Genomic DNA, 23,162 nt, shown 5'->3' on the forward strand with positions numbered 1-23,162 from the left:
TGAACTGCGCGATCAGCAACACCACCAGCACCAGCCGCTGCCGGCCCGTCATCCGAGGCGGACCGACAGTCCTCCCCTCACCAACCGACTTCACACCTTCGACAACGGCCGACATGTCCGGGCTCCCTTCGCTTCGTCTCGCCAACAGGGCGGTTACGAAGCAACCTTGGCGCCCACGCCACCGGCTACCCAGACCTCTCTTCTGGCTAGGCGCCGGGAGACCAGGGGACCGGAGACTAGTCATGACATGAGTAGGCTCAGCGCTCGCAACCGAGGTGCCCGGCGGGGAAACTGGACGGCATGGGTACTCAATCGGAACTCGGAGCCTTCCTGCGCAGCCGCCGCGCCAGGCTGCGGCCGGAGGACGTCGGCCTGCCGCCGCACGGCACCCGCAGGCGGGTGCCCGGCCTGCGCCGCGAGGAGCTGGCCCTGCTCGCCGGAGTCAGCGTCACGCACTACACCCGGCTCGAGCAGGGGCAGAGCACCAACGCCTCCGAGGCCGTCCTGGACGCCATCGCGCGGGCGCTGCGGCTCAGCGAGGACGAGTGCGCGCACCTGAAGGACCTGGCCCGCCCCGCCCGGCCCCGCCGCGCCCAGGCCCCGCGCCCCGAGCACGCCCGTCCGGGCCTCAGGAACCTGCTGAACGCGATGGGCGAGGTGCCGGCCGTCGTCCTCGACCGGCGCAACGACGTCCTGGCCTGGAACCCCCTGGGGCACGCGCTGCTCGCCGGGCACATCGACCCCGACAGCCCCGACAGCCCCACGCAGCGGCCGAACCTGACCCGCATGCTCTTCCTGGACGCGCACACCCGCGAGCTCTACACGGAGTGGGAGGAGGAGGCGCGAACGGCGCTCGCCGCGCTGCGCCTGACCGCCGGCCGCCACCCCGACGACCGGCACCTCGCCGAGCTCATCGGCCAACTGGCCATGAACAGCCCGGAGTTCTCCGCGATGTGGTCCCGCCACCCGGTGCGCAACTGCACCTCGGGCGCCAAGCGGTTCCACCACCCCCTCGTCGGCCCGATGGAGCTCGAGTTCGAGAGCATGCACCTGTCCGACGCCTCGGGCCAGCGCCTGCTCGCCTACAGCGCCGAGCCGGGCACGCCGTCGGAGGCGGCGCTGCGCCTCCTGTCCGCCGCCACCGCGGACACCGTCACGCCCGGCGCCGGCGGCCGGCGCGACGTACCGTCCCGCAACCGGAACGGCGGCACCGCGTAAGGGCGGACGTCACCGTGTGAGGCCGAGCGGCGCCACCGTACGCGCGTACGGCGGCGCCGCTCGGCATGGGGCGTCACATGCTCCAGCGCAGCACCGCACCCAGGCCGCCCGCCGGGCCCCGCACCCCGTCCGGGACGGTGAGGACCTCGCCACCGGCCGCCGCGGCGGACCGCAGCAGGGCGTCGTCGGCCCGCGCCCGCTCGGGCTTGGCGACCCCCATCGCCCGCACCTGGGAGCGCTGCACGGCGACCTGGTCGACACCCGGCCCGATCCACACCTCCCGCCGCGCGTCGGAGGCGTCCGGCGTGAGCAGCAGCGTGGCCACCTGGTGTTTGCGCATGGCGTCCACGACCGCAGGCATGCCTTCGGCGGCCTGCCCGGGCCCGGTGTCGACGGAGGCGGCCTCCCGGTGCTCTCCCGGCCTGCCGCGCCCGACGTAGAAGCGTTCGAGGGCGCCCTGGAGCCGCTCGTGCGCGAACTTCTCGCACGCCTCGGCGATCTGCTGATCGAGCACCCGCTTCGAGGCGCCCGGCGACCTGCTGCCGTTCCCGGCCTCCACGGTGACGGCCCGCACACGCTCCGGCAGCCGGTCGTGCACGGCCCTGCGCTCGCGCGGATCGCCGGTCAGGACCAGCAGGTCGGCGCCGCACTCCGGCCAGGCGCGGGTGATCTCGCCCGCGATGATCTCGGCGGTTTCGTTCCAGCCGTTCTCGACCTTGTTGCGGTAGTGCCACTCGTAGCGGTCCTCGGGAATGCTGCGGTGCCCGCGTCCCTGCCACTCCTTGCCCTGCGCCCGGCCCACGATCCGGCGGTCCGGCCCGTCGCGCGACTCCAGATCGGCGCCCGTGTGGTCGATGTACGCGACCAGGCACCGCGGCTCGTCGCCCCGCAGGCCGGTGAGCGGCGCGATGTGCGGCAGGATCGACCACGTCGCCTGGATGGCGGGCGGCGGCACCGCGAGCGGGACGTCCAGCACCACCTCGGCGCCCGTGGCGAAGAGCGCCCGGCCGGGTGGCGCGCCGGAGACGGGTTCACGGGCGAGCGTCTCCGCCACCGCCCGCACGGTGTAGGCGTCGGCACCCGCGTCGATGAGCTGGGACGCGGCCGAGCGGTTGCGGAGCTCCTGCATCTTCGCCGCGTCCTCGGTCGCGCGCGTGGTGTCGACGTAGACGGAAGCCCATGGGCCTGGCCGGTCGAAGAGCGGTTTGAGGAAGCCGAGTTCCATGATTCCCCCAGACTCGGGAGTGTGAATACCACCAGGTTAAGTCGATATCCACCATTTCGTGCGGTGAAGCGGTTGCCCCCGGCCGGGCAGGCGCCGCCCGCGCCGCCGCGCTGCTGGCCGTACGCGCCCGCCCGGTCGCACAGCGTGTCTCACCGGGGCGCCGGCAGCGCGATCCCGGCCGCCTGGGCGGCCTTCCCCGGGCGCAGCGTCCACGGCACGGGTGCGGTGTCGGTGAGCCATCCCTCCGCCAGGAGCTGTTCCACGACGAGGGTGCGCACGTTCCGCGACAGCTTCCAGCCCAGGCCGGCGCACAGCTGGGTGTAGGACGGGCCGTGGCCGTGCTCCGCGCGGAACGCGACCGTGAACCGCGCGGCCAGCGGACCGCGGTCGGGGTGCTTCTCCTGCCAGGTCTCGTAGGCCGCGCGTACGGACCGCGGCGCCGGGACGGAGGGGCGGGTGGCGGCGAAGGCGGTGGCGACCCGTTCGACGGGCAGCGCGCACACCGCGCAGTGCTCGACGGCCTCGGCGTGCCGCCGCAGGGCCGGGGTGGCGTCGGCCTTCCACTTGACCCATTCGTCCGGGCCGACCTCCGGCCACGCGGCGGCGCGCTGCGACGGCACGACGGCGGGCTCGCCCTGGTCGTCGGGGTGGGGCAGCTGGCCGGCGAGGTGCCGCACCCCCGGGTCGAGGCGGTAGCGGTCACCGGCGAGCTCGGCGAGGAACCCCCTGCCCAGCAGGTCGGGAAGGACGGCGCGGCAGGCTTCGGGCAGCTCGTCGGGCACCGTCCCGTTCAGCTCGGGGGAGGTGTGCGCGGCCACGAACAGCGCGGCGAGCCGCATGACCGGTGCGGTCTTCTTGACCGGCTTGGAGTTCAGGGTGCGGGCGGTCCAGCCCGACACCCGGGAGCGCATGAACTTGCCGAAGGGCAGGGGGCGCTCCGGCCCGTCGGTGAGGCCCGGCACCGTGACGGGGACCGGGATGTCCGGCTCGCCGTCGAGGAGCGGGCCGGGCACCTGCCAGCCGAGGCCGCGCAGCGCGGCGACGGCCTCGGCGGAGTCGGTCAGCCTCAGTGCCCGCAGGTCCATGCCCGTGATGTTGCCGATGCCGGTGCGGGCGGCCCGGATGGCGATGACCAGCGCGAGCAGCCGGGCGTCGGGTGACGGCAGGGGCAGTGCGGCCGCGTACGACAGGAGGGTGCGTGCCGCGCCGCCCTGCGGTGCCGTCAGCAGGAAGGGCGGCGGCTCGGGCGGCGCGGCGGCGGCGGTGGTGCCGGCGGCGGTGGCAGGGGCGGTGCCGACGGCGTTGGCGGTGGCGGTGGTGACGGTTTTTGACACAAACGGCTTAACGCTCACCGGCGGCGTGCGTCACTCACCCTCGCGTGGCAGGCCCTTGCTCCGCATCAGGATCGCGTAGAGAGCCGAGGAGACGACGATCCCGGCGGGCAGGGAGAGATCCAGGCCGCCCAGCGCCCGGGCGACCGGCCCGGTGTAGAGCGTGTCGACGCACAGGGCGGCCACGGTGACGCCTCCGCCCAGCGCCAGGGCTCCCGCCGTGTTGACCCCGGCGGTGTACCAGAAGGGGCCGCCCGGGGTCTCGTCCGTCAGGGCCGGGCCGTCGTAGCGGTTGCGGCGCAGCAGGATGTCCGTGGCGTACACGGCCACGGCGGGGCCGAGCAGGACGACGGTCAGCTGGAGGACGTTGCCGACGGTGTCGAGGAAGTCGGAGACGAGAAGCCCGTACAGGGTGAGGGAGACGGCGGCGGCCCCGTCGGCGAGCACGCTGAGGGAGCGGCGGATGCGCAGCCCGACGGCCTGGAGGGCGAGCCCCGCGCTGTAGGCGGTCAGGGCGTTGATGGCGATCGTGCCGAGGACCAGGGCGAGCAGGAAGACCGGGTGGAACCAGCCGGGCAGGACCGTCCGCAGCCCGGACTGCGGGTCCGTCATGTCGACCGCGGTGGCGGCGAACGCCCCCAGGGAGCAGACGGCGACGCTGGGCAGGAAGCCGCCCAGGGCGGTCCAGCCCGCGATCGCCTTCGCGGAGGCCGTACGCGGCAGGTAGCGGGAGAAGTCCGCGCTGGTGGTGTACGAGAGCGGGCCGGCGCCGATCAGGGTGACGCCGGCGAGGAGGACCGCCCACAGCTCGGTGCCGGTGAGCGGTGCGGCCGGCGCGTACGCGAAGTCGGTGTGCCGGACGACGGCGACCGCGACGACGGCGAAGACGGCGGTGAGGGCCAGGGTGATCGGGAGGTACAGCTTCACGATCGTGGCGTGGCCGTAGACGCCGATGGCCAGCGTGAGGGCGGCGATGGCCAGCACCACGACGGTCTTCACGCCGGTGGTCGCGGTGACGCCGGTCTGCTCCACGAGGGAGAAGGCGGCGGTCGCGGCGGCGGCGAGGTTCAGGGCGAAGTAGCAGACGGAGATCATCCAGCCGACGACCGCGTTGTTCAGGCGGTTGCCGCGGATGCCGAACATCGCCCGCGTGATCACTTCGCTCGGCGCGCCCGCCGCGGGGCCGGATATCGCGAGCAGGCCGGTGAGCCCCCAGAACAGGTTGCCCACCACGATCACCGCGAGGGCCTGCGCCAGGGTGAGGCCCATGAGGATCAGGGCGCCGCCGATCACCAGGCTCAGGTAGGTGACGTTCGCCGCCGCCCACACGGCGAACAACCGGCGGGGCCGGCCGTGGCGTTCGTGCTCGGGGATGTGGTCGATGCCGTGCGCCTCGATGCGTCCCGCCCCTCCCGACGGGGCCCGCTCCTTCGTGTGTGCGTCGCGGGTGCCTTCGTGCGGGTCGGGGATCGTGGACGCCATGCGGCCCTCCGGATGCTGGTCGGTTACCCACCCTGCTTGCTTGTTGGTCGCACACTCAATAGCATCGAATCCATGCCGTCAAGCCTCCCGAACAAGCGAATCCGCAAGTCTCCCGCCGCCAGACGTGCGGAAATCGTCGACGCCGCCGCTGCCGTGGCTCTGACCGAGGGCCTGGAGTGCATCACCCTCCGGCGCATCGCCGAGGAGCTGGCCGTCCGGCCGGGCCTGATCAGCCACTACTTCCCGGCGGTGGAGGACCTGGTGGCCGAGGCCTTCGGCCACGCCGCCACCACCGAACTCGACGTACTCCTCCCGGCCGACCCGGCCGATCGAACCGACGGCGCCGACGCCACCGCCACCCGGCGTCTGGCCGCGTTCCTCGCCCGTACCACCGGAGAGGCGTACGACGACATCAGCCGGCTCTGGCTCAACGCCCGGCACCTCAGCCGCTACCGCCCCGCGCTGCGCGCCCGGGTCGCCGCCCAGGAGGCCGCCTGGCGCGACCGGATCGAAGGGCTCATCCGCGACGGCGTCGAGCAGGGCGAGTTCCGCACCGGCGACCCGATGGTGACGGCCATGCAGATCCTCGTCGTCCTCGACGGCATCGGCATGCTCGTCAACACCACCGACACCGGTGACGACCCGCCCGCCGTCCGGGGCATGCCCCTCACCACCGCGGAGCGTGAACTCGGCCTGGCCCCCGGCACGTTGTCCGCCGCCGCCCCCAACTGATCCCTCCCAAGGAGCCTCGTGCGCACCTCCCTCATCCTGCTCTCGGCCCGGCTGCTCGACCCGGCCACCGGCGCGTTCCTCCCGCAGACCGCGCTCGCCGCGGCCGGCGGACGGATCACCGCGCTCGGTGACGACCCGGAGATCCGCGCGCTCGCCGACGCCTCCACCACGGTCGTCGACCTCAAAGGCGCGGTCGTGACCCCCGGCCTGGTCGACGGACACATCCACCCCGTCTCCGGCGCCGAACTCACCCACGGCCTCGACCTGTCCGCGTGCACCGACGTGGAGCAGGTGCGCGCGGCGCTCGCCCGCGCCGTGCGGGACCTCGCCCCCGGCGCGTGGCTGCACGGCTGGGGCCTCGACCCCAACGCCTTCGCCGACCGCCCCGTCGAGACGGCCCCCTTCGACACCGTGCTCGACGGCGTACCCGCCCTGCTCCAGCTCTTCGACGCGCACTCCATGCTGGCCAGCCGACGCGCGCTGGAGCTCGCCGGGGTCGACGGTCCGCGCGCCTTCGACCAGGCCACCGCCGAGGTGGTGTGCGACGCCGACGGCCGGCCCACCGGCCTGCTCCTGGAGGACGCCGCCTGCGAGCTCGTCGAGCGGGTCGCCCCGCAGCCCACCCGCGAGGAGCGCCGCGAACGCCTCGCCGCCGCGCTGCGCGCCATGGCCGCCGCGGGCCTCACCGGCGGCCACGCCATGGACGCCAACGGCGACAGCCTCCCCTTCTACGCCGAACTCGACCGGGCCGGCCGGCTGCCGCTGCGCCTGCGGGTCGCGCCCTGGTGCCAGCCCGGCACCGACGCCGACGGCGTACGCGCCCTCATCGAACAGCAGGGCACGGGCGGGCGGCTGTGGCGGACCGCGGGCGTCAAGCTCTTCATGGACGGCACCATCGACAACGGCACCGCCTGGCTCGAACACCCCGACCGTCGCGGCGAGTCGCGGCACGCCTTCTGGCCCGACCCCGAGGAGTACACCCGCGTCGTCGGCGCGCTCCACCGGGCCGGCGTACCCACCGCCACCCACGCCATCGGCGACGCGGCCGTACGCCATGTCCTCGACGCCGTCGAGAAGGCCCGGGCCGCGGGCGACGGACGGGAGGTGCGGCACCGGGTCGAGCACATCGAGACCGTCCCCGACGACACCCTGCGCCGCTTCGCCGAGCTGGGCGTCACCGCCTCCATGCAGCCCACCCACTGCTGCGACTTCACCCGCGCCGACCACACCGACAACTGGTCGCGCCGCCTCGGCGAGGAGCGCGCCTCCCGCGCCTGGCGCTGCCGCGACCTGTACGACTCCGGGGCCGTCGTCGTCCTCGGCTCCGACTGGCCCATCGCCCCCTACCCGCCGCTGGGCGTGATGGCGGGAGCCCGCCACCGCCGGCCCAGCCGCGACCTCGCCCGGCCGCCGCACGGCCCGGAGCAGGCGCTCACGGCCCTGCGGGCCCTCCAGGGGATGACCGTCAACGCCGCCTGGGCGGCGGGCGAGGAGCACGAGGCCGGCCGCATCGCGCTCGGCCACCGTGCCGACCTGACGGTCTTCGCCGCCGACCCCCTCACCACCGCGGCCACCGACCTGCCGGACCTGCCGGTGCCGCTCACCGTCGTCGACGGCGACCCGACCCACCGCGACCCGTCCCTGTGACCCCGCACGCCGTGCCGCGCCGCGCCATCCTTTCGGGCAGGGCCTGAACGATGGCCCGCGCTCCCCTCCGGCCCGCAGCATGCGGTCAGGCCCGCCGCGGACGCGCGGGCCCCGTTCGAGAACGACAGGGGAGAAACATGTCGCACGGCAAACCCGGCCCCGGCCCCTCCGCGGTGAGCCGCCGTACCGTCACCGCGTCAGCCGTCCTGGCCACCGCGCTGACGGCCCTCGGCGGCGGCGCGACGCAGGCGCGAGCACGGGAGCGGGCCGCACGGGAGCAGGCCGCCCGTGAGCAGACCGCCCAGGCGTGGGCCGACAGCGGCGGCCTGGTCCTGCGGCTGCCCGCGCCGACCGGCCCGTACCGGATCGGGGCCGTCACGCTGCATCTCGTCGACCGCTCCCGGCGCGACCCGTGGAACCCCGGCATCCCCGTCCGGGAGCTGATGGTCACGGTGTTCTACCCGGCCCGCGCCGTCCGCGCGTACCCCCGTGCCCCGCACATGACGCCCGCCGCCGCACGGTCGTTCACGGTGCTCGGCCCGGCGATGCGCCCGCAGCTGCCGCGCGCGGGGGTGGACTGGGCGGCCACCCCGACCCACGCGCACCTGGGCGCGCCCGCGCACCCCGTACCGCGGCCGGTGCTGCTGTACAGCCCGGGTGGCGGCGACCCGCGCACCCTCGGCACCGGGCTCGCCGAGGAACTGGCCTCCCGCGGGCACGTGGTGGTGACCATCGACCACCCCGGCGACGCGAGCGAGGTCGAGTTCCCCACCACGACCGCGTACCGGGACGACGTCCTGCGCGACACCGTCCTCGTGAAGGACCCCCGCACCGACCCGGAGCTCTTCCGGACCCTGATCGGCACCCGGGTCGCGGACACCCGGTTCGTCCTGGACCGGCTGGAGGAGCTGGCGGTCGGGCGCAACCCCGACGCGGCGGGCCGCGCGCTGCCGCTCGACCTCGGACGCGCCCTGGACCTGCGGCGCGTGGGGATCTACGGCCACTCCGCCGGCGGCACCACCGCGGCCCAGGCGATGTACGAGGACGACCGCGTCGGCGCGGCGGTCAACCTGGAGGGCTACCTCGACCACCCGGCCGGGGCGCCCGGCCGCGAAGGCGAGCTGTTCCCGGTCGCCCGGGACGGCGTGGACCGGCCGCTGCTCCTGCTCGGGACCGACGGCTTCACCGACCGGAAGGCGCTGGAGCGCTCCTGGGCCGCGATGCTCGCCCACCCGCGCGGAAGCACCGTGCGGCGGCAGCTGGACGGTGCCGCGCACGGGGTGTTCACCGACTACGCCGCTTTCGTGCCCCGGCTGCAGGCCGCCGGGCTGATGACCGCGGAGGGCCGGGCCGAGCTGGTCGGTCCGCTCGACCCGGCCGTGTCCGTGCCCGCGGTGCGCCACCACGTGGCCGCCTTCTTCGGCCGGCACCTCGGCGCACGCCGGGCTCAGTAGGCCGTCGGCCAGCCGCCGCTCCAGTTCAGCAGGTTGACGCCCAGTTTGGGGGTGCCGCCGTCCTGCCCGTCGTAGTAGTGGTACACGAGCAGGTCGCCGTCGACGTCCCGCATCACCGACTGGCCCCCGGGGCCGATGTACCTGCCCTGGGACTCCATGACCGGCGTGCCGCCGCCGTTCGTCAGCGGCGTGCCGGTCCGGTCGACGTACGGGCCCGTCACGGCGGTCGCGCGCCCCACCTTGATCCGGTACGTGGAGCGGACGCCGTCGCAGCACCGGTCGTACGACGCGAAGAGGTAGTAGTAGCCGTTCCGCTTCACGATGAACGGGGCCTCGATGCCCGCCCGGTCCGGCCGCGCCGCGATCGGGCGGAGCGCGGTGTCGCCCGTGAGCCGCTTGCCGGTGGCCGGGTCGATCCGGACCAGCTTCAGGCCGCTCCACCACGAGCCGAACGACAGCCACCACGTGCCGTCGTCGTCCACGAACAGGTGCGGGTCGATGGCGTTGTGGTCGTCGCCGGTACGGGAGGCGATGACGACGCCCCGGTCCGACCAGCTGCCGGGCAGGCCGGTCGACGACACCGCGAGCCCGATCGCGGAGGTGTTGGAGCCGAAGGAGGAGACGGAGTAGTACATCCAGTAACGCCCGCCGTGGTACGAGACGTCGGGCGCCCACGCCTCGGGGACGGGGGAGTACTCCTTCCACCAGCCCGGCCGGGTGGTGAAGGCGTTCCCGGCCCGGCCGAAGGTGATCCGGTCGGTGGACGTACGCACCTGGAGCCCCTCCCCGGTGGAGTGCAGGAGGTACCGGCCGGACGGGTCGCGCAGCATCGACGGGTCGTGGACGACGATGTCGCCGGTGACGTGCCCCGGGGCGGGGTAGGCGGAGGCCGTCTGGGGCACGAGGGCGAGCAGCGCGGCGAGGGGGAGGGTGAGCAGCGCGCGATGGGGGAGCGCGCGGCGCGGGCGGGAGGACGTACGGGAGGGTCGGACGCGGTGCGGAGAAGTGCGGCTCATGCGTTCTCCTTGCGGGGGATGGGTGAGGCGGCGTCACTGCCCGGCGAGGCCGGTGTGCGCGATGCCCCGGACGATCTGCCGCTGGAACAGCATGAAGATCACCAGCAGCGGCAGTCCGGCGATCACCACGGACGCCATGATCTGTGCGTAGCGCACACCGAACGACGACTGGACGTTGACCAGTCCCACGGGCAGCGTCATGCCGTTCGGGTCGGTGGTCACCAGGAACGGCCAGAGGAAGTTGTTCCAGGTGGAGATGAAGGTGAAGACGGCCACGGCCGCGAGCACCGGCCGCGACAGCGGCAGCACGATCGTCCAGAAGACCCGCCACCGCCCGGCGCCGTCGACGAAGGCGGCCTCCTCCAGCTCGCGCGGCACGCCCTCGAAGAACTTCACCAGGATGAAGACCATCGCCGGCACGGCCACCTGCGGCAGGATCACGCCCCAGTACGTGTCCACGAGCCCGAGCTGCACCATCTCCGCGAACAGCGGCGCGATCAGCACCTGCGGCGGGACCATGATGCCGGCGAGCACCAGCCCGTACAGCAGCTTGCGGCCCCGGAAGTCGGTGCGCGTGAAGCCGTACGCCGCCATCGCGCACAGCATGACGGTCAGCAGGGTCGTCATGACCGAGACGTACGCCGAGTTGAGCGTCCAGCGCAGCAGGTCGCCGGACTCCCAGACCTTGGCGTACGCGTCGAAGGTGATCGTGGAGCCGAACCATTCCAGCGGCGTGCGGGTGGTCTCGCCCTCCGGTTTGAGGGAGGTGGCGACGGCCCAGGCGAGTGGCAGCAGCCACGCCACCACGAGCAGCAGCCCGACGGCGAGCAGCGCGATCCGGCCCGCGGACCAGCGGCGCCCCGCGGGGGTGGGAGTACGGGCAGGGGTACGGGGGACGGCGGACGCGCTCACGTGGCGGCCTCCTCGGCTCGGCGTCGCCGGGACAGCCACGGCTGCACCAGGGAGACGGTCAGGATCAGGGCGAAGAAGAGGTAGGAGACCGCCGACGCGTAGCCGATCCGGTAGCCCGTGAAGCCCTGCTGGTAGACGTACTGGAGGATCGGGCGCGTGGAGTCGTCCGGGCCGCCGCCGGTCATCAGGTACACCTGGTCGAAGATTTTCAGCGAGGCCAGCACCTGGAGGACGAGGACCAGTCCGGTGGTGCGGTGCAGCATCGGCAGCGTGATGTGCCACAGCCGGCGCCACGCGCCCGCGCCGTCCAGCTCGGCCGCCTCGTACAGGTGCTGCGGGATGGCCTGGAGGGCGGCGAGGTAGAGCAGGAAGTTGAAGCCGACGGTCCACCACACGGTGGTCAGGACGATGGAGAGCATCGCGTAGCGCTCGTCGGTGAGCCAGCCGATGCCCGGCTCCAGACCGGCCGAGGCCAGCAGCTGGTCGGCCAGCCCGAAGCCCGACGGGTAGATCATCTGCGCGAAGAGCAGGCACACCACCCCGGACGGCAGCAGGAACGGCGCGAACCAGCTCAGCCGCCACAGCCACTGCACCACCCGCAACTGGTGGGCGAGCAGCGCGAGTCCCAGGCCCACGACGACAAGCGGCACCGTGGACAGCACGGTGAACCACACCGTGTTCCACAGCGAGGACCACACCTCGGGGTCCCGCACCGCCTCCGCGTAATTGTCCAGGCCCACGAAAGCGGCGCCCGACGCGGTGATGTTCTCGCTGGTCAGGCTCATCCCGATGCCCGAGAAGAACGGCCAGACCAGGAACAGTCCGTACACGGCGAGGAAGGGCGCCACGAACACGAGCCCGTGCTCGGTCCAGTGACGGCCGGTACGGCCCGTACGGCCGGCCCGGCGGCGCGCGGCGGCGGACGGCGCCCCCGCGGCGGGCCGCCCGGACCCTGGCACCTGAGGCACCTGCGGCGCGGTGGGACTGACGGTGCTCATGAGGCCGCTCCGGAGAGGGGGTCGCGGGTGTCGAGGAGGCGCCGCAGCCGCCGCTTGGCCTCGGCCAGCGCGGCGCGCGGGGTGCGGGAGCCGGTGAGGACGCCCGAGAAGACGCCGCCCAGCTCGATCCACATGCGGGAGGCGGAGCCCGTGAACCACGCCGGGTCGTCGAGCACCACGTCGTCCACCACGTCGCGGTACGCGGACTGCGGATGCAGCGCCAGGTAGTCGGGGTCGTCCAGCACGGGCAGGTAGGCCGGTACGTGCCCGCCCTGCGCCCAGGCGACCGAGTGCTTCAGCATCCAGGCGACGAGAGTGTGAGCCGCCTCGTCGGGGGCACCGCCCCGGCCCGCGATGTGCGGCAGGACGAAGGCATGGCAGTCGGCCTGAGCGGTGGGCCGGCCGAAGAGCCCCGGGACCCGGGTCATCGAGAACGGCAGACCCGTGGTGCGGAAGGAGGTGACCTCCCACTCCCCGTTGAGGTGGAAGGCGGTCTTCCCGCCGTTGAAGATGCCGACGGACGCGGCGTAGTCGGCGCGCCGCACCCACAGCCCCTCCTCGACGAGCCGGGCCATGAACTCCAGCACCGTCAGCGCCTTGGCGTCGTCCAGGGCGAGCCGTCTGCCGTCCTCGGAGAGGATCCGGCCGCCGGTCTGCGAGTAGAACGTGGCGAACAGCCGCCACGGTGTGATGCAGTCCGGGCCCAGGGTCTCCGTGACGAGCCCGGGCTGCCCGGTGGCCTTCTTCGCCGCCCGCAGCGCGTCGGTGAACTCGGCCGCGCCGCGCAGGGGCTTGAGGGTGCCGCCGCTGTCGAGCAGCCCGGCCTTCTCGCACACCTCGGTCTGGTAGTAGAGGACCATCGGGTGGGTGTCCAGCGGTACGGCGTACTGCTTGCCGCCGGCCTGGCCGCGCCGCCAGATGTCGGACGGGAAGTCGGCGGCGCGGACGCCGAGTTCGCCGAGGAGGTCCACGTCGAAGGGGTCCAGCAGCCGCCCGGGGGCGAACCCGGCGAGGCGGGCGAGGTGGAGGACGGCCAGTTCGGGGGCGCGGCCGCCCGCCCCGGCCATGCCGAGCTTGGTGTAGTACGGGGCACCCCATTGCAGGGTCGCCGCCTCCAGGGCTATCCCGGGGTGTTCGGCGCGGAAGGCGTCGAGCATGCCCCGCATGTTGACGCCGTCGCCGCCGCCGAACAGGTGCCAGAAGCGCAGCCGGGTCCGGCTCCCGGCGGCGGCGGAGGGTGCGGCACAGCCGGTGGCCAGCGCGGCCGTGGCACCGGCGGCCGCCAGCGTGCCGAGCCCGCCGAGGCCGCCGGCCAGGGCGCGGCGCCGGCTGAGGTGAGGTGGTCGCATGCGCTCGTCTCTCGGGGTCGAAGGGATCGGGAGGTCAGGCGAGCCGGAGCATCGTCCAGGACAGCGGTTCGAGGGTGACCTCCAGGACGCCGTCGGCCAGCCGGGCGCCCTCGCCCGCGTGCGGGACGACCCGCTCGGGCTCGGCGAGGGTGTTGCGGGCGTCCGGGTCGGCGTCGGCGAGCACGCTGTGCTCCACGACCCCGGTGACGCCCAGACCGCTGAGCGCGACCCGGAGCGGCAGCGGCCGGCTCTGGCTCCGGTTGACGGCGAAGACGGTGACGGCTCCGGTCTCCGGGTCGCGTACGGCGGTGGCGTGCAGCAGCGGCACCTCGCCGTACTTCGCCGTCCGGTGGCGCGGCGCGTCCACCCGCACGTCCAGCACCTCGCCGCGCCCGTGGCGGGCGGCCTGCGCGAACGGGAAGAAGGTGGTCTGCCGCCAGGCCGGCCCGCCGGGCTCGGTCATGATCGGGGCGATGACGTTCACCAGCTGGGCGAGGCAGGCCACGGTGACGCGGTCGGCGTGCCGCAGCAGCGCGATCAGCAGCGAGCCGAACACCACCGCGTCGGTGACGCTGTAGGAGTCCTCCAGCAGGCGCGGCGCCTCGGGCCAGTCCAGCGGACTGGCGTCGGCCTCCGCCTGGAAACGGCTCATGTACCAGACGTTCCACTCGTCGAAGGAGAGGTTGATCCGCTTCGGCGACTTCAGCCGGGCGCCCACGTGGTCGCAGGTGGCCACGACGTTCTCGATGAAGGACTCCATGTCGACGGCGGAGGCGAGGAACGAGTCGCGGTCGCCGTCCTGCTCCTCGTAGTAGGCGTGCAGGGAGACGTAGTCGACCAGGTCGTACGTCTCCTGGAGCACGGCCGCCTCCCAGGCGGCGAACGTCGGCATGGCCTGGCTGGAGGAGCCGCAGGCGACGAGCTCCACGTCGCGGTCGATCTGGCGCATGGCGCGTGCCGTCTCGGCGGCCAGGCGGCCGTACTCCTCGGCGGTCTTGTGGCCGGTCTGCCAGGGGCCGTCCATCTCGTTGCCGAGGCACCACAGCCGGATGCCGAAGGGGTCCTTGTCGCCGTGCGCCGCGCGCAGGTCCGAAAGGGCCGTGCCGGAGGGGTGGTTGGCGTACTCCTGGAGCGCGATGGCGTCGGCGACACCGCGCGTGCCGAGGTTCACGGCGAGCATCGGCTCCGCCTGCGGGCCGACCTTCTTCAGGAAGGCGATGAACTCGCCGAGCCCGAAGCGGTTGGTCTCGGTGGACCGCCACGCGAGGTCCAGGCGGCGCGGCCGCTCCTCGACCGGCCCCACGGAGTCCTCCCAGCGGTAGCCGGAGACGAAGTTGCCGCCCGGGTAGCGGATCGTGGTGACGCCCAGTTCGCGGATCAGCTCCAGTACGTCGGTGCGCAGCCCCGCCTCGTCGGCGCTGGGGTGGCCGGGCTCGTAGATGCCGGTGTAGACGCAGCGGCCGAGGTGCTCGACGAAGGAGCCGAAGAGCCGGGGGCTGACCTCGCCCACGGTGAAGGCGGGGTCCAGCGTGAAGCGCGCGGTACCGGCGGCGGAGGCGGAGCGGGACATGGTGACCTTTCGACGGGTGCGGGGGAGGGGGCGGGGGATCAGCGGCCGACGGCGGGCCAGCCGGCGTCGTCCCAGCGCAGGGTGCGCAGGGCGAGCTTGGGGACACCGCCGTCCTCGGCGTCGTAGTAGTGGTGGACGAGCACGTCATGGCCGGCGCGGCCGCCCCGGTCGCGCAGGACCGACTGCCCGCCGGGCCCGACGTACCGCCCCTGCGAGGCGAGCAGCAGCTCGCCGCCGCCCTCGGTCATCGGCGTACCGTCCCGGTCGGTGTAGGGGCCGGTGGGCGAAGTGGCCCGCCCCACGCGGATGTTGTACGTCGAGTCGGTGCCGGCGCAGCAGCGGTCGTACGACACGAACAGGTAGTAGTACGCGCCCCGCTTGACGACGGAGGGGGCCTCGACGGCGTACGGGGCGTCCGGGCGGGTCGCCAGGTGGTGGACCGGGGCGCCGGGCCGCACCGTGCCGGTGCGCCGGTCGAGTTCGACCATGCGGATGCCGGTCCAGTGCGAGCCGAAGGACATCCAGAGTCGGCCGTCGCCCTCGACGACGCCGGGGTCGATGGCGTTGTAGTCGTCCGCGGTGGTGGAGGAGAACACCACGCCCCGGTCCTCCCAGCTGCCGGGGAGGCCGGTGGGGGAGGTGGCCAGGCCGATGGCGGAGTGGTTCGAGCCGAAGGACGAGACGGCGTAGTACAGCCAGTACGTGCCGCCCCGGTGGAGGACCTCCGGCGCCCAGGGGTCGCTCTCGGCGGAGTAGGCGCGCCACCACGCGGGCAGCGAGCGGAAGGCCGAGCCCGCCCGCTTCCAGTGGACGCCGTCGGTGGAGGTGCGGGCCTCGATGCCGTTGTGGGTGGAGTAGACGACGTACGTGCCGTCCTTGAGCCGTATCGCGGACGGGTCGTGGACCTCGGTGTCACCCGTGACGTCACCCGCGACGGGCCGGGGGCCGGGGCGGTGGTCCGCGGCCTGCGCGGTGGGCGGCGGACCCAGCAGCAGGGCGGCGCACGCGGCGGCGGTGAGGGCGGCGCGTGGGCCGTGGGGGTGACGGCGTCGTCCGGGCATGGGCAGCGGCTCCTTGGGCACGGGGGCGCGGGGGCGCGTCCCGGCGCCCCTCGGCTGTTCGATATGACGAATGCTGCTCGTATATGCGAACGGGACCGTAGACCGGCTGAAATGCGCCGTCAATGGTCCTGGCAAAATTACGAACGATGTGCGACATATCGAACAAGGGGCACCCCTTGGGGGCCTCCTCAGCCCAGGGGTTCCGCCGTCACGCGCCCCCGTCCCGCGGTCCGCTGGAAGGCGCGGCGGGTGGGGCGGGCGGGGTGAAGCACGCCGTGATGGTCTTCCCGTCCTCCCGGGCGTGGGAGTGCCAGTGGTCGCAGACCGCGTCCACGAGCGCGAGCCCCCGGCCGCCCGGTGACGTGGTGTCGGGTGAGCGCGGGGCCGGCACGCCGCCGCCGGAGTCGTGCACGCTGACGTGCAGACACTGGTTGTCCCACGTCAGGACGAGATGAGCGGTGCTGTGCGCGTGGACGTGCGCGTTGGTGATCAGCTCCGACACGGTGAGCAGGATGTCGTCGACCGTCTCGGAGGCGTACTCCGTCCACCCCAGCGTCTCCAGGTGCTCGCGCGCCCAGCGCCGTCCCGCGCGGACGCCGCCCGCGATCGGGAACGACCTGGCCCAGCCCACCGCCCTCATCGAGGAGTCCGTCATGGTGTCTCCTTCCGCCGGTTTGTCCTCCTGTCGGCGCGCGTACCCGCGAACGCCGAGGACACCGCTCGGGACACCGTCGGAAAGGAACCGGCTCAGGCCGGGTGGCCCGGCTCCAGTCCCCGCGTGTCGTCGAACATCAGCAGGCGCGGCCGGCCGCCCGGCACCGGCGGCGACTCCTCCACGGGGTCCAGGAGGAACCCCACGTGGTCCCCGCCGTCGATCCGCTCCCGCACCCGGCCCACGAACCACGCGGGGGCGTCCCGCAGCACCGGCGTCTCCGCTTGCCGGGCCTCCCAGGCCACCTGCGCGAACTTGTCCACGTCGTCGTCGGCCGTCCGGCTCCCGAACAGCCGCGCCAGCGCGCGCTGTTCACGGGTGAGCAGATGGACGCCGAGGTGGGTGGCGCGGCGGGCCACCCGGTACGTCCGGTTGGCGGTGGACAGCCACACCATGAACCGGACCGGATGAATCGAACACTGCGAGGCGAAGCCCACCAGGCAGCCTGCCCGCTCCCCGTCCGCCGCGGCCGTCACCACGTACATCGGATAGTCGAGCAGGCCGGTGAAAACGTCGAGTTCCGAGTCCGTCATACGTCCGACCCTAGTCACTGCCCCTCGCCCGAACAGGTAAGGCACGGCTCGTCGACCGGAATTGGCCTTGCCCGGGCAGGGTCCGCGCGGGATATAACCCTCATGACGGAATCCCCCCGCCTTGAATCCCCCCGTCCGCAATCCCCCCACCCGCGTCGCCGCACCCTCCTCGCCGGTCTCGGCACCGTTCCCCTCATGGGCGGACTCACGGCCGGTCTGACCGGCGCCGCCCGCCCCACCCCCGACCGGCAGCCCCAGCAGAGACCCGGCCTGCCGCGCACCACCCTGCTCCGCGGCGCGGAGCTCGTCCTCACCATGGACCCCGACGTCGGGGACGGAACCCTCGGCACGCTCCGCCACGCCGACGTGCTCATGCACGACGGCGCCATCGCCGCCGTGGGACGGCGGCTCGCCGCGCCGGCCGGGGCGCGCGTGATCGACGTGACCGGCCGGATGGTGCTGCCCGGCTTCGTCGACATCCACAACCATCTGTGGCAGTCCAGCATCCGCGGCGGCTGCTCCACCCAGGACCTGTACGGCTGGCTCGCCGACTGCAACAGCGCGACCCTCGCGAAGATCGGCCCCGACGACATGTACCGCTTCGTCCACCTCGCCGCCCTCGACGCGCTCCAGGCCGGTGTCACCACCCTCGTCGACTGGGTCCACCCCATCCCGTACGCCACCAGCGAGCGCTACATCCAGGCGCTCGACGACTCCGGGCTCCGCTTCGTCTACGCGATGATGCAGAGCGAGGCCGACGCCGACCTCGTACCCCGCGTGAAGAAGGAACTCCTCGACCCGCTGCCCCTCGCCTCCGCCCAGGTGTCCGTCCACGCGGGGATGTACGCGGTGAACCGGATGCGCCACTTCCACGAGATCGCCCGCGACCTCGGGGTGATGGTCAACTCCCACGTCCTCGAACACCCCGACGACCGCAGGGACGACCCGATCCGCGCGCTCCGCCTCGCCGGTGCCTTCGGCCCCGACCTGCTGATGAACCACGCCATCCACCTCACCGACGACGAGATCGCCCTCACCGCCGAGCACGACGTCCGCGTGGCCCACTGCCCCCTCAGCAACATGCGCCTCGCCTCCGGCATCATGCGCCTGCCCGCCCTCCACGCGCGCGGCGTGAAGGCCGGACTCGGCCACGACGGCGGCACCAACGACACCTCCGACATGTTCAACGTGATGAAGGCGGCCGTGGGACTCCAGCGCGCCCTGCACCAGGACGCCGAGGTGCATCCCACCATCCCGGCCGTGCTGCGCATGGCGACCCTGGGCGGCGCCGAATGCGTCGGCATGGCCGACCGTGTCGGGTCCCTGACCCCCGGCAAGCGCGCGGACGTGGTCGTCCTCGACCCCGGCACCCTCAACTTCGCGCCCCGCTTCGACTGGATCAGCCAGATCGTCCTCAACGGCCAGCCGCCCAACGTCAGCCACGTCTTCGTGGACGGACGCGCGCGCAAGGCGCACGGCGCGCTCGTCGACGTCGACACCGACACCGTGATCAGGGAGGCCGAGCTGGCCGCCGCCCACGTACGCGACACGTAGGCGGGCAGGGAGCGCGCAGGCAGTGCGAGGATGGTGTCGTATTCCCGCCAGCCCCGCGCGCTCCGCTGCTGAATGCTTGGACCATGCACCCCGCCCTGCAGCCCGCCATGCACACCGACACCGATCGCTGCGTGCGGGCCGTCCGCTCCAAGGACGCCCGCTTCGACGGCTGGTTCTTCACGGCCGTCCTCACCACCGGGATCTACTGCCGGCCCAGCTGCCCCGTCGTGCCGCCCAAGCCCGAGAACATGACGTTCCACCCCAGCGCCGCCGCCTGCCAGCAGGCCGGTTTCCGCGCGTGCAAGCGGTGCCGCCCCGACACCAGCCCCGGCTCCCCCGAGTGGAACACCCGCGCCGACACGGTCGCCCGTGCCATGCGCCTCATCCAGGACGGGGTCGTCGACCGCGAGGGTGTGCCGGGGCTCGCGGCCCGGCTCGGCTACTCCACCCGGCAGATCGAGCGGCAGCTGCTCGCCGAGCTCGGCGCCGGACCGCTCGCCCTGGCCCGCGCCCAGCGCGCCCAGACCGCGCGGTTGCTCATCGAGACGACCGCGCTGCCCATGGCGGACGTGGCGTTCGCCGCCGGCTTCGCTTCCATCCGGACCTTCAACGACACCGTGCGGGAGGTCTTCGCCCTCGCCCCGAGCGCGCTGCGCGCCCGCGCCGCCCGGAGCTCCGCCGGCGCGGCGAAGACGCCCCACACCCCCGGCGTCCTCGCCCTGCGGCTGCCCTACCGCGCCCCCCTCAACCCCGACAACCTCTTCGGGCACCTGGCCGCCACCGCCGTCCCCGGTGTCGAGGAGTGGCGCGACGGCGCCTACCGGCGCACGCTCACGCTCCCGCACGGCCACGGCATCGTCTCCCTGGCGCCCCGCCCCGACCACATCGCCTGCCGCCTCGCGCTCACCGACCCGCGCGACCTCACCCTCGCCATCAGCCGCTGCCGCCGCCTGCTCGACCTGGACGCCGACCCCGTCGCCATCGACGACCAGCTGCGCACCGACCCGCTGCTGGCGCCCCTCGTCGACAAGGCGCCCGGCCGCCGGGTCCCGCGGACCGTCGACGCCGCCGAGTTCGCCGTCCGCGCGGTCCTCGGACAGCAGGTCTCCACCGCCGCCGCCCGCACCCACGCCGCGCGCCTCGTCACGGCGCACGGCACCCCCGTCGAGGACCCCGAGGGCGGCCTCACGCACCTCTTCCCCGGCCCCGAGGCGCTCGCCGCGCTCGACCCCGAGGCCCTGGCCCTGCCGCGCAGCCGCCGCGCCACCCTCACCACCCTGGTCGGCGCCCTCGCCGACGGCTCGCTCCGGCTCGGCCTGGACACCGATTGGGACGAGGCCCGTGCCCGACTCGCCGCCCTCCCCGGCTTCGGCCCCTGGACGGTGGAGGCGATCGCGATGCGCGCCCTCGGAGACCCGGACGCCTTCCTCCCCACGGACCTCGGCGTCCGCCGCGCCGCCGCGGGGCTCGGCCTGCCCTCGACCCCCGCCGCGCTGACGGCACGCGCCGCCGCCTGGCGCCCCTGGCGCGCGTACGCCGTCCAGTACCTGTGGGCGACCGACAGCCATCCGATCAACCACCTGCCCGTAGAACCCGTAGCGCCCGTAGAGGACTGATCCCGGTGAACCGTCAGCACACCCTCGTCGACAGCCCGTACGGACTCCTCACCCTCGTCGCCACCGACGGGGTCCTCAGCGGGCTCTACATGACCGACCAGCGCCACCGCCCCCCGGAGGAGGACTTCGGCGACCCGGACCGGCGCCCCTTCGCCGAAGTCGTCCGCCAGCTCGACGCCTACTACGCGGGCGAACTCACCGTCTTCGACCTGCCGCTGCACCTCGACGGCACACCGTTCCAGCGCAGCGTCTGGGAGCAGCTGCGGAAGATCCCGTACGGCGAGACCCGTTCGTACGGCGAACTGGCCGAGGCCCTCGGCAAGCCCGGCGCCTCCCGCGCGGTCGGCCTCGCCAACGGCAAGAACCCCATCGGCATCATCGTCCCCTGCCACCGGGTCATCGGCGCGAGCGGCGGCCTGACCGGGTACGGCGGCGGCCTGGAGCGCAAGCAGCGCCTGCTCGCGTTCGAGAGCGGTGTCCCGGAGCCCGACGCGCTCTTCTAGGGCTCCAAGGCTCTCGGACTGGGACTCGAGGGCTCCAGGCGGGTGCGCAGTTGCTCGTTGATGCGCTGGGCTTCTTCGAGCTGGTCCTCGAGGATGACGATGCGGCAGGCGGCCTCGATGGGAGTGCCTTGGTCGACGAGTTCGCGGGCGCGGGCGGCGATGCGCAGCTGGTAGCGGGAGAACCGGCGGTGGCCGCCTTGGGACCGCAGGGGGGTGATCAGGCGGTGTTCGCCAAGGGCGCGGAGGAAGGCGGGGGTGGTGCCGAGTATCTCGGCGGCCCTGCCCATGGTGTAGGCGGGGTAGTCGTCGTCGTCGAGATGGGCGACGGCGCGGGAACTGCCAGGGGGCATAGGCCTCTTCTTTCGGGGACGCGTCGGGGGGCCCGGGTGCCGTACTGGCACCCGGGCCCCGAGCTTTCAACACCATCTACCGGCACCCTTGCGCCGGCCTTCTTGTCCGCAGGTTCCGCCCGGGAGGGCGGGGCTGCGGGGATCGCGGATGCGTGACCGGGGACCACCTTCCAATCCGGGGCCTGCGGTACCCGGGCGGCTACGTCCTCGCCCGGGCGATCCTGATGGCGTTCTGCTCCTTACCTTCGGTTACACGGTTGTACTGCTGGATAACGCGGGTACTGCTCACGACCCTGAGGTCGTGTCCTTCTCAACCTGCTCGCACGGCAGTTCGTCTCTGCCGTGCCCACTTCGACTTCCTGGGTACGACGAAACAGTATCCCCGGCGCAGAGCAATGTCTACTGTCGCCACCGCAGATTTTCTTCAGTGCGCGCGGCTGGAAGCGCCGGGCCGCCGGTGATGCCCATCACGAGGGAGTAGAGCGTGGTGTCGGCGGTGATGAACAAGCGGTTGCGCTTGGCGCCGCCGAAGCGGATGTTCGACACGGCGTCGGGGATCAGAAGGCGGCCGAGGAGTGTGCCGTCCGGGTCGTAGCAGTGCACGCCGCCGTCCATGGCGGCGGCCCAGAGCCGGCCGTCGTCGTCGAAGCGGATGTTGTCGAAGTTGCCGATCTTGCACGCGGCGAAGACGTCCCCGCCGGTCAGGGTGCCGTTGTCGCGGACGTCGAAGACGCGGATGTGGTTGGCCCGGCTGTCCGAGACGTACAGCCGCCGCTCGTCGAGGGAGAAGACCAGGCCGTTCGGCCCGCTGAAGCCGTCCGCGACCAGCCGCACCTCACCGCTGCGGGGGTCCACGCGGTAGACGTTGCAGGCGCCGATCTCGCTCTCGGCGCGGTGGCCCTCGTAGTCGCTGGTGATGCCGAAGTCGGGGTCGGAGAACCAGATCGAGCCGTCGGACTTCACGGCGGCGTCGTTCGGGCTGTTGAAGCGCTTGCCCTGGTAGCGATCGGCGATCACGGTGAGGGAGCCGTCGTGCTCGGTGCGGGTGACGCGGCGGTTGCCCTGCTCGCAGGTGATCAGGCGGCCCTCGTTGTCCAGGGTGTTGCCGTTCGGGTGGCCGGCGGGCGAGCGGAAGACGCCGACCGTCCCCGTGGTCTCGTCCCAGCGGAGCAGGCGGTCGTTGGGGATGTCGCTCCACACCAGATACCGCCCGGCCGGCACGTAGACGGGCCCCTCCGCCCAGCGGCAGTCCGTGAACAGCGTCTCCAGCCTCGAGTCGCCCGCGGTGCACTTGCCCGTGCGGAACCGGTCGTCGAGGACCTCGTACACCTGCGGTCGCTCGCTCTGCATGGCGCCACCTTCACCCTCAGTCGAATGCCTCAAGCCGAATGCTAATCTGATCAACGCCCACTATGGCGAAGCTCATTCGGCTTCACAAGATCTTCTCCGAAGGATATTCGTGGACGACATCGATCGACAGTTGCTCGCCCTCCTCCAGCAGGACGCCTCGCGGTCGTACGCGGCGCTGGGGCAGGCCGTCGGGCTGTCCGCAGGAGCCGCGCACGAACGCGTGCGCAAGCTGCGTGAGCGCGGCGTCATCCGCCGTACGGCCGTCGACGTCGACCCCGCGGCGATCGGGCGGGGCGTGCTCGCCTTCGTGATGGTGGACTCCACGGCGTGGGTCGGCGACTCCGGCGACCGGTTCGCGGCCATCCCGGAGATCCAGGAGGCGCACGTCATCGCCGGCAGCGCGTCGGTCCTGGTCAAGGTCAGGACGTCCACGACGGAGCAGCTCCAGGACGTGCTGCGCCGTCTGTACGCCATCGACGGGGTCAGCGGCACCCAGGCGACCATCGTCCTCGAGACCTTCTTCGAACGCCCCGTCACTCCGTAGATCGT

21 protein-coding genes are annotated in these 23,162 nt (G+C 73.2%); 8 read left to right on the top strand and 13 right to left on the bottom strand.

The features are described 5' to 3' along the window. The first annotated feature begins 300 nt into the window (after window positions 1-300). Entirely contained in the window at window positions 301-1,218 is a 918-nt protein-coding gene (locus tag ACIRNI_RS14910) for a helix-turn-helix domain-containing protein (protein WP_403551640.1), read from the top strand. A gap of 73 nt (window positions 1,219-1,291) precedes the next feature. Here the strand turns inward: ACIRNI_RS14910 and ACIRNI_RS14915 are convergent, their stop codons facing one another. From ACIRNI_RS14915 to ACIRNI_RS14925, 3 genes are all read right to left on the bottom strand, one after another. Beyond that, a complete protein-coding gene (locus ACIRNI_RS14915) occupies window positions 1,292-2,443 on the bottom strand; it encodes a hypothetical protein (RefSeq protein WP_403551642.1) in 1,152 nt (383 codons plus the stop codon). Between the two features lie 149 nt (window positions 2,444-2,592). Further along, window positions 2,593-3,777, bottom strand: a complete 1,185-nt coding sequence (locus ACIRNI_RS14920) for a hypothetical protein (protein ID WP_403551644.1) — start codon at window positions 3,775-3,777, stop codon at window positions 2,593-2,595. Window positions 3,778-3,807: 30 nt separating this feature from the next. Then, entirely contained in the window at window positions 3,808-5,256 is a 1,449-nt protein-coding gene (locus ACIRNI_RS14925) for a purine-cytosine permease family protein (RefSeq protein ID WP_403551645.1), read from the bottom strand. Between the two features lie 72 nt (window positions 5,257-5,328). Here ACIRNI_RS14925 and ACIRNI_RS14930 point away from each other — a divergent pair, with 72 nt between their 5' ends. From ACIRNI_RS14930 to ACIRNI_RS14940, 3 genes are all read left to right on the top strand, one after another. Continuing rightward, window positions 5,329-5,988 (top strand): TetR/AcrR family transcriptional regulator, encoded by a 660-nt coding sequence (locus ACIRNI_RS14930; RefSeq protein ID WP_403551646.1) that lies wholly within the window; start codon window positions 5,329-5,331, stop codon window positions 5,986-5,988. Between the two features lie 18 nt (window positions 5,989-6,006). Next, window positions 6,007-7,635 (top strand): amidohydrolase, encoded by a 1,629-nt coding sequence (locus ACIRNI_RS14935; protein ID WP_403551648.1) that lies wholly within the window; start codon window positions 6,007-6,009, stop codon window positions 7,633-7,635. Between the two features lie 137 nt (window positions 7,636-7,772). Beyond that, on the top strand, window positions 7,773-9,089 hold the full coding sequence (locus ACIRNI_RS14940) for an alpha/beta hydrolase family protein (protein ID WP_403551650.1): 1,317 nt from the start codon (window positions 7,773-7,775) through the stop codon (window positions 9,087-9,089). On the opposite strand, the gene ACIRNI_RS14945 is transcribed toward ACIRNI_RS14940, so the two are convergent. From ACIRNI_RS14945 to ACIRNI_RS14980, 8 genes are all read right to left on the bottom strand, one after another. Beyond that, a complete protein-coding gene (locus ACIRNI_RS14945; protein WP_403551652.1) occupies window positions 9,083-10,105 on the bottom strand; it encodes an arabinan endo-1,5-alpha-L-arabinosidase in 1,023 nt (340 codons plus the stop codon). The genes ACIRNI_RS14940 and ACIRNI_RS14945 overlap by 7 nt on opposite strands. Before the next feature lie 33 nt (window positions 10,106-10,138). Then, the gene (locus ACIRNI_RS14950) at window positions 10,139-11,017 is read right to left on the bottom strand and encodes a carbohydrate ABC transporter permease (RefSeq protein WP_403551654.1); all 879 of its coding nucleotides are present in this window, start codon (window positions 11,015-11,017) and stop codon (window positions 10,139-10,141) included. Further along, window positions 11,014-12,015 carry a carbohydrate ABC transporter permease gene (locus ACIRNI_RS14955; protein WP_403551656.1) on the bottom strand — a complete coding sequence of 334 codons (1,002 nt, stop codon included), beginning with the start codon at window positions 12,013-12,015 and terminating at the stop codon, window positions 11,014-11,016. Before ACIRNI_RS14955 ends, ACIRNI_RS14950 begins: the two co-directional genes overlap by 4 nt. Continuing rightward, window positions 12,012-13,364, bottom strand: coding sequence for an extracellular solute-binding protein (locus ACIRNI_RS14960; RefSeq protein WP_403551658.1), 1,353 nt, complete (start codon window positions 13,362-13,364; stop codon window positions 12,012-12,014). Before ACIRNI_RS14960 ends, ACIRNI_RS14955 begins: the two co-directional genes overlap by 4 nt. Window positions 13,365-13,398: 34 nt before the next feature. After that, the gene (locus tag ACIRNI_RS14965; protein WP_403551660.1) at window positions 13,399-14,934 is read right to left on the bottom strand and encodes an alpha-N-arabinofuranosidase; all 1,536 of its coding nucleotides are present in this window, start codon (window positions 14,932-14,934) and stop codon (window positions 13,399-13,401) included. A gap of 38 nt (window positions 14,935-14,972) precedes the next feature. Further along, complete coding sequence (locus ACIRNI_RS14970) at window positions 14,973-15,995, bottom strand: arabinan endo-1,5-alpha-L-arabinosidase (protein WP_403551662.1); 1,023 nt, start codon at window positions 15,993-15,995, stop codon at window positions 14,973-14,975. A gap of 208 nt (window positions 15,996-16,203) precedes the next feature. Next, window positions 16,204-16,650 carry an ATP-binding protein gene (locus tag ACIRNI_RS14975; RefSeq protein WP_403551663.1) on the bottom strand — a complete coding sequence of 149 codons (447 nt, stop codon included), beginning with the start codon at window positions 16,648-16,650 and terminating at the stop codon, window positions 16,204-16,206. Window positions 16,651-16,742: 92 nt separating this feature from the next. Continuing rightward, a complete protein-coding gene (locus ACIRNI_RS14980; protein ID WP_403551665.1) occupies window positions 16,743-17,240 on the bottom strand; it encodes a flavin reductase family protein in 498 nt (165 codons plus the stop codon). A gap of 195 nt (window positions 17,241-17,435) precedes the next feature. Between ACIRNI_RS14980 and ACIRNI_RS14985 the strand changes: the two genes are divergently transcribed. The 3 genes from ACIRNI_RS14985 to ACIRNI_RS14995 all read left to right on the top strand — a co-directional run bounded on the left by ACIRNI_RS14985 (window position 17,436) and on the right by ACIRNI_RS14995 (window position 20,913). Continuing rightward, window positions 17,436-18,794: an amidohydrolase family protein gene (locus ACIRNI_RS14985; protein WP_403551666.1), complete on the top strand. Its 1,359-nt coding sequence runs from the start codon at window positions 17,436-17,438 to the stop codon at window positions 18,792-18,794. A gap of 107 nt (window positions 18,795-18,901) precedes the next feature. Then, the gene (locus tag ACIRNI_RS14990; protein WP_403552197.1) at window positions 18,902-20,410 is read left to right on the top strand and encodes an AlkA N-terminal domain-containing protein; all 1,509 of its coding nucleotides are present in this window, start codon (window positions 18,902-18,904) and stop codon (window positions 20,408-20,410) included. A 5-nt stretch (window positions 20,411-20,415) separates the two neighbouring features. Further along, the gene (locus tag ACIRNI_RS14995; RefSeq protein ID WP_403551668.1) at window positions 20,416-20,913 is read left to right on the top strand and encodes a methylated-DNA--[protein]-cysteine S-methyltransferase; all 498 of its coding nucleotides are present in this window, start codon (window positions 20,416-20,418) and stop codon (window positions 20,911-20,913) included. Here ACIRNI_RS14995 and ACIRNI_RS15000 read toward each other — a convergent pair. Together ACIRNI_RS15000 and ACIRNI_RS15005 are read right to left on the bottom strand one after the other, a co-directional pair. Then, window positions 20,910-21,263, bottom strand: coding sequence for a MerR family transcriptional regulator (locus ACIRNI_RS15000; protein ID WP_403551670.1), 354 nt, complete (start codon window positions 21,261-21,263; stop codon window positions 20,910-20,912). The genes ACIRNI_RS14995 and ACIRNI_RS15000 overlap by 4 nt on opposite strands. Window positions 21,264-21,662: 399 nt before the next feature. Next, entirely contained in the window at window positions 21,663-22,613 is a 951-nt protein-coding gene (locus ACIRNI_RS15005; protein ID WP_403551671.1) for an SMP-30/gluconolactonase/LRE family protein, read from the bottom strand. A gap of 109 nt (window positions 22,614-22,722) precedes the next feature. Here ACIRNI_RS15005 and ACIRNI_RS15010 point away from each other — a divergent pair, with 109 nt between their 5' ends. Next, window positions 22,723-23,157 carry an Lrp/AsnC family transcriptional regulator gene (locus ACIRNI_RS15010; RefSeq protein ID WP_403551673.1) on the top strand — a complete coding sequence of 145 codons (435 nt, stop codon included), beginning with the start codon at window positions 22,723-22,725 and terminating at the stop codon, window positions 23,155-23,157. Window positions 23,158-23,162: the final 5 nt, after the last annotated feature.

This window comes from Streptomyces sp. NPDC093546 (assembly GCF_044765045.1).
Taxonomy (GTDB): domain Bacteria; phylum Actinomycetota; class Actinomycetes; order Streptomycetales; family Streptomycetaceae; genus Streptomyces.

Coding starts and splice junctions, on each gene's coding strand:
- ACIRNI_RS14910 (WP_403551640.1), top strand. CDS start 301: ATGGGTACTCAATCGGAACTCGGAGCCTTCCTGCGCAGCCGCCGCGCC.
- ACIRNI_RS14915 (WP_403551642.1), bottom strand. CDS start 2,443: ATGGAACTCGGCTTCCTCAAACCGCTCTTCGACCGGCCAGGCCCATGG.
- ACIRNI_RS14925 (WP_403551645.1), bottom strand. CDS start 5,256: ATGGCGTCCACGATCCCCGACCCGCACGAAGGCACCCGCGACGCACAC.
- ACIRNI_RS14930 (WP_403551646.1), top strand. CDS start 5,329: ATGCCGTCAAGCCTCCCGAACAAGCGAATCCGCAAGTCTCCCGCCGCC.
- ACIRNI_RS14940 (WP_403551650.1), top strand. CDS start 7,773: ATGTCGCACGGCAAACCCGGCCCCGGCCCCTCCGCGGTGAGCCGCCGT.
- ACIRNI_RS14945 (WP_403551652.1), bottom strand. CDS start 10,105: ATGAGCCGCACTTCTCCGCACCGCGTCCGACCCTCCCGTACGTCCTCC.
- ACIRNI_RS14955 (WP_403551656.1), bottom strand. CDS start 12,015: ATGAGCACCGTCAGTCCCACCGCGCCGCAGGTGCCTCAGGTGCCAGGG.
- ACIRNI_RS14960 (WP_403551658.1), bottom strand. CDS start 13,364: ATGCGACCACCTCACCTCAGCCGGCGCCGCGCCCTGGCCGGCGGCCTC.
- ACIRNI_RS14965 (WP_403551660.1), bottom strand. CDS start 14,934: ATGTCCCGCTCCGCCTCCGCCGCCGGTACCGCGCGCTTCACGCTGGAC.
- ACIRNI_RS14970 (WP_403551662.1), bottom strand. CDS start 15,995: ATGCCCGGACGACGCCGTCACCCCCACGGCCCACGCGCCGCCCTCACC.
- ACIRNI_RS14975 (WP_403551663.1), bottom strand. CDS start 16,650: ATGACGGACTCCTCGATGAGGGCGGTGGGCTGGGCCAGGTCGTTCCCG.
- ACIRNI_RS14980 (WP_403551665.1), bottom strand. CDS start 17,240: ATGACGGACTCGGAACTCGACGTTTTCACCGGCCTGCTCGACTATCCG.
- ACIRNI_RS14985 (WP_403551666.1), top strand. CDS start 17,436: ATGGGCGGACTCACGGCCGGTCTGACCGGCGCCGCCCGCCCCACCCCC.
- ACIRNI_RS14990 (WP_403552197.1), top strand. CDS start 18,902: ATGCACACCGACACCGATCGCTGCGTGCGGGCCGTCCGCTCCAAGGAC.
- ACIRNI_RS15000 (WP_403551670.1), bottom strand. CDS start 21,263: ATGCCCCCTGGCAGTTCCCGCGCCGTCGCCCATCTCGACGACGACGAC.
- ACIRNI_RS15005 (WP_403551671.1), bottom strand. CDS start 22,613: ATGCAGAGCGAGCGACCGCAGGTGTACGAGGTCCTCGACGACCGGTTC.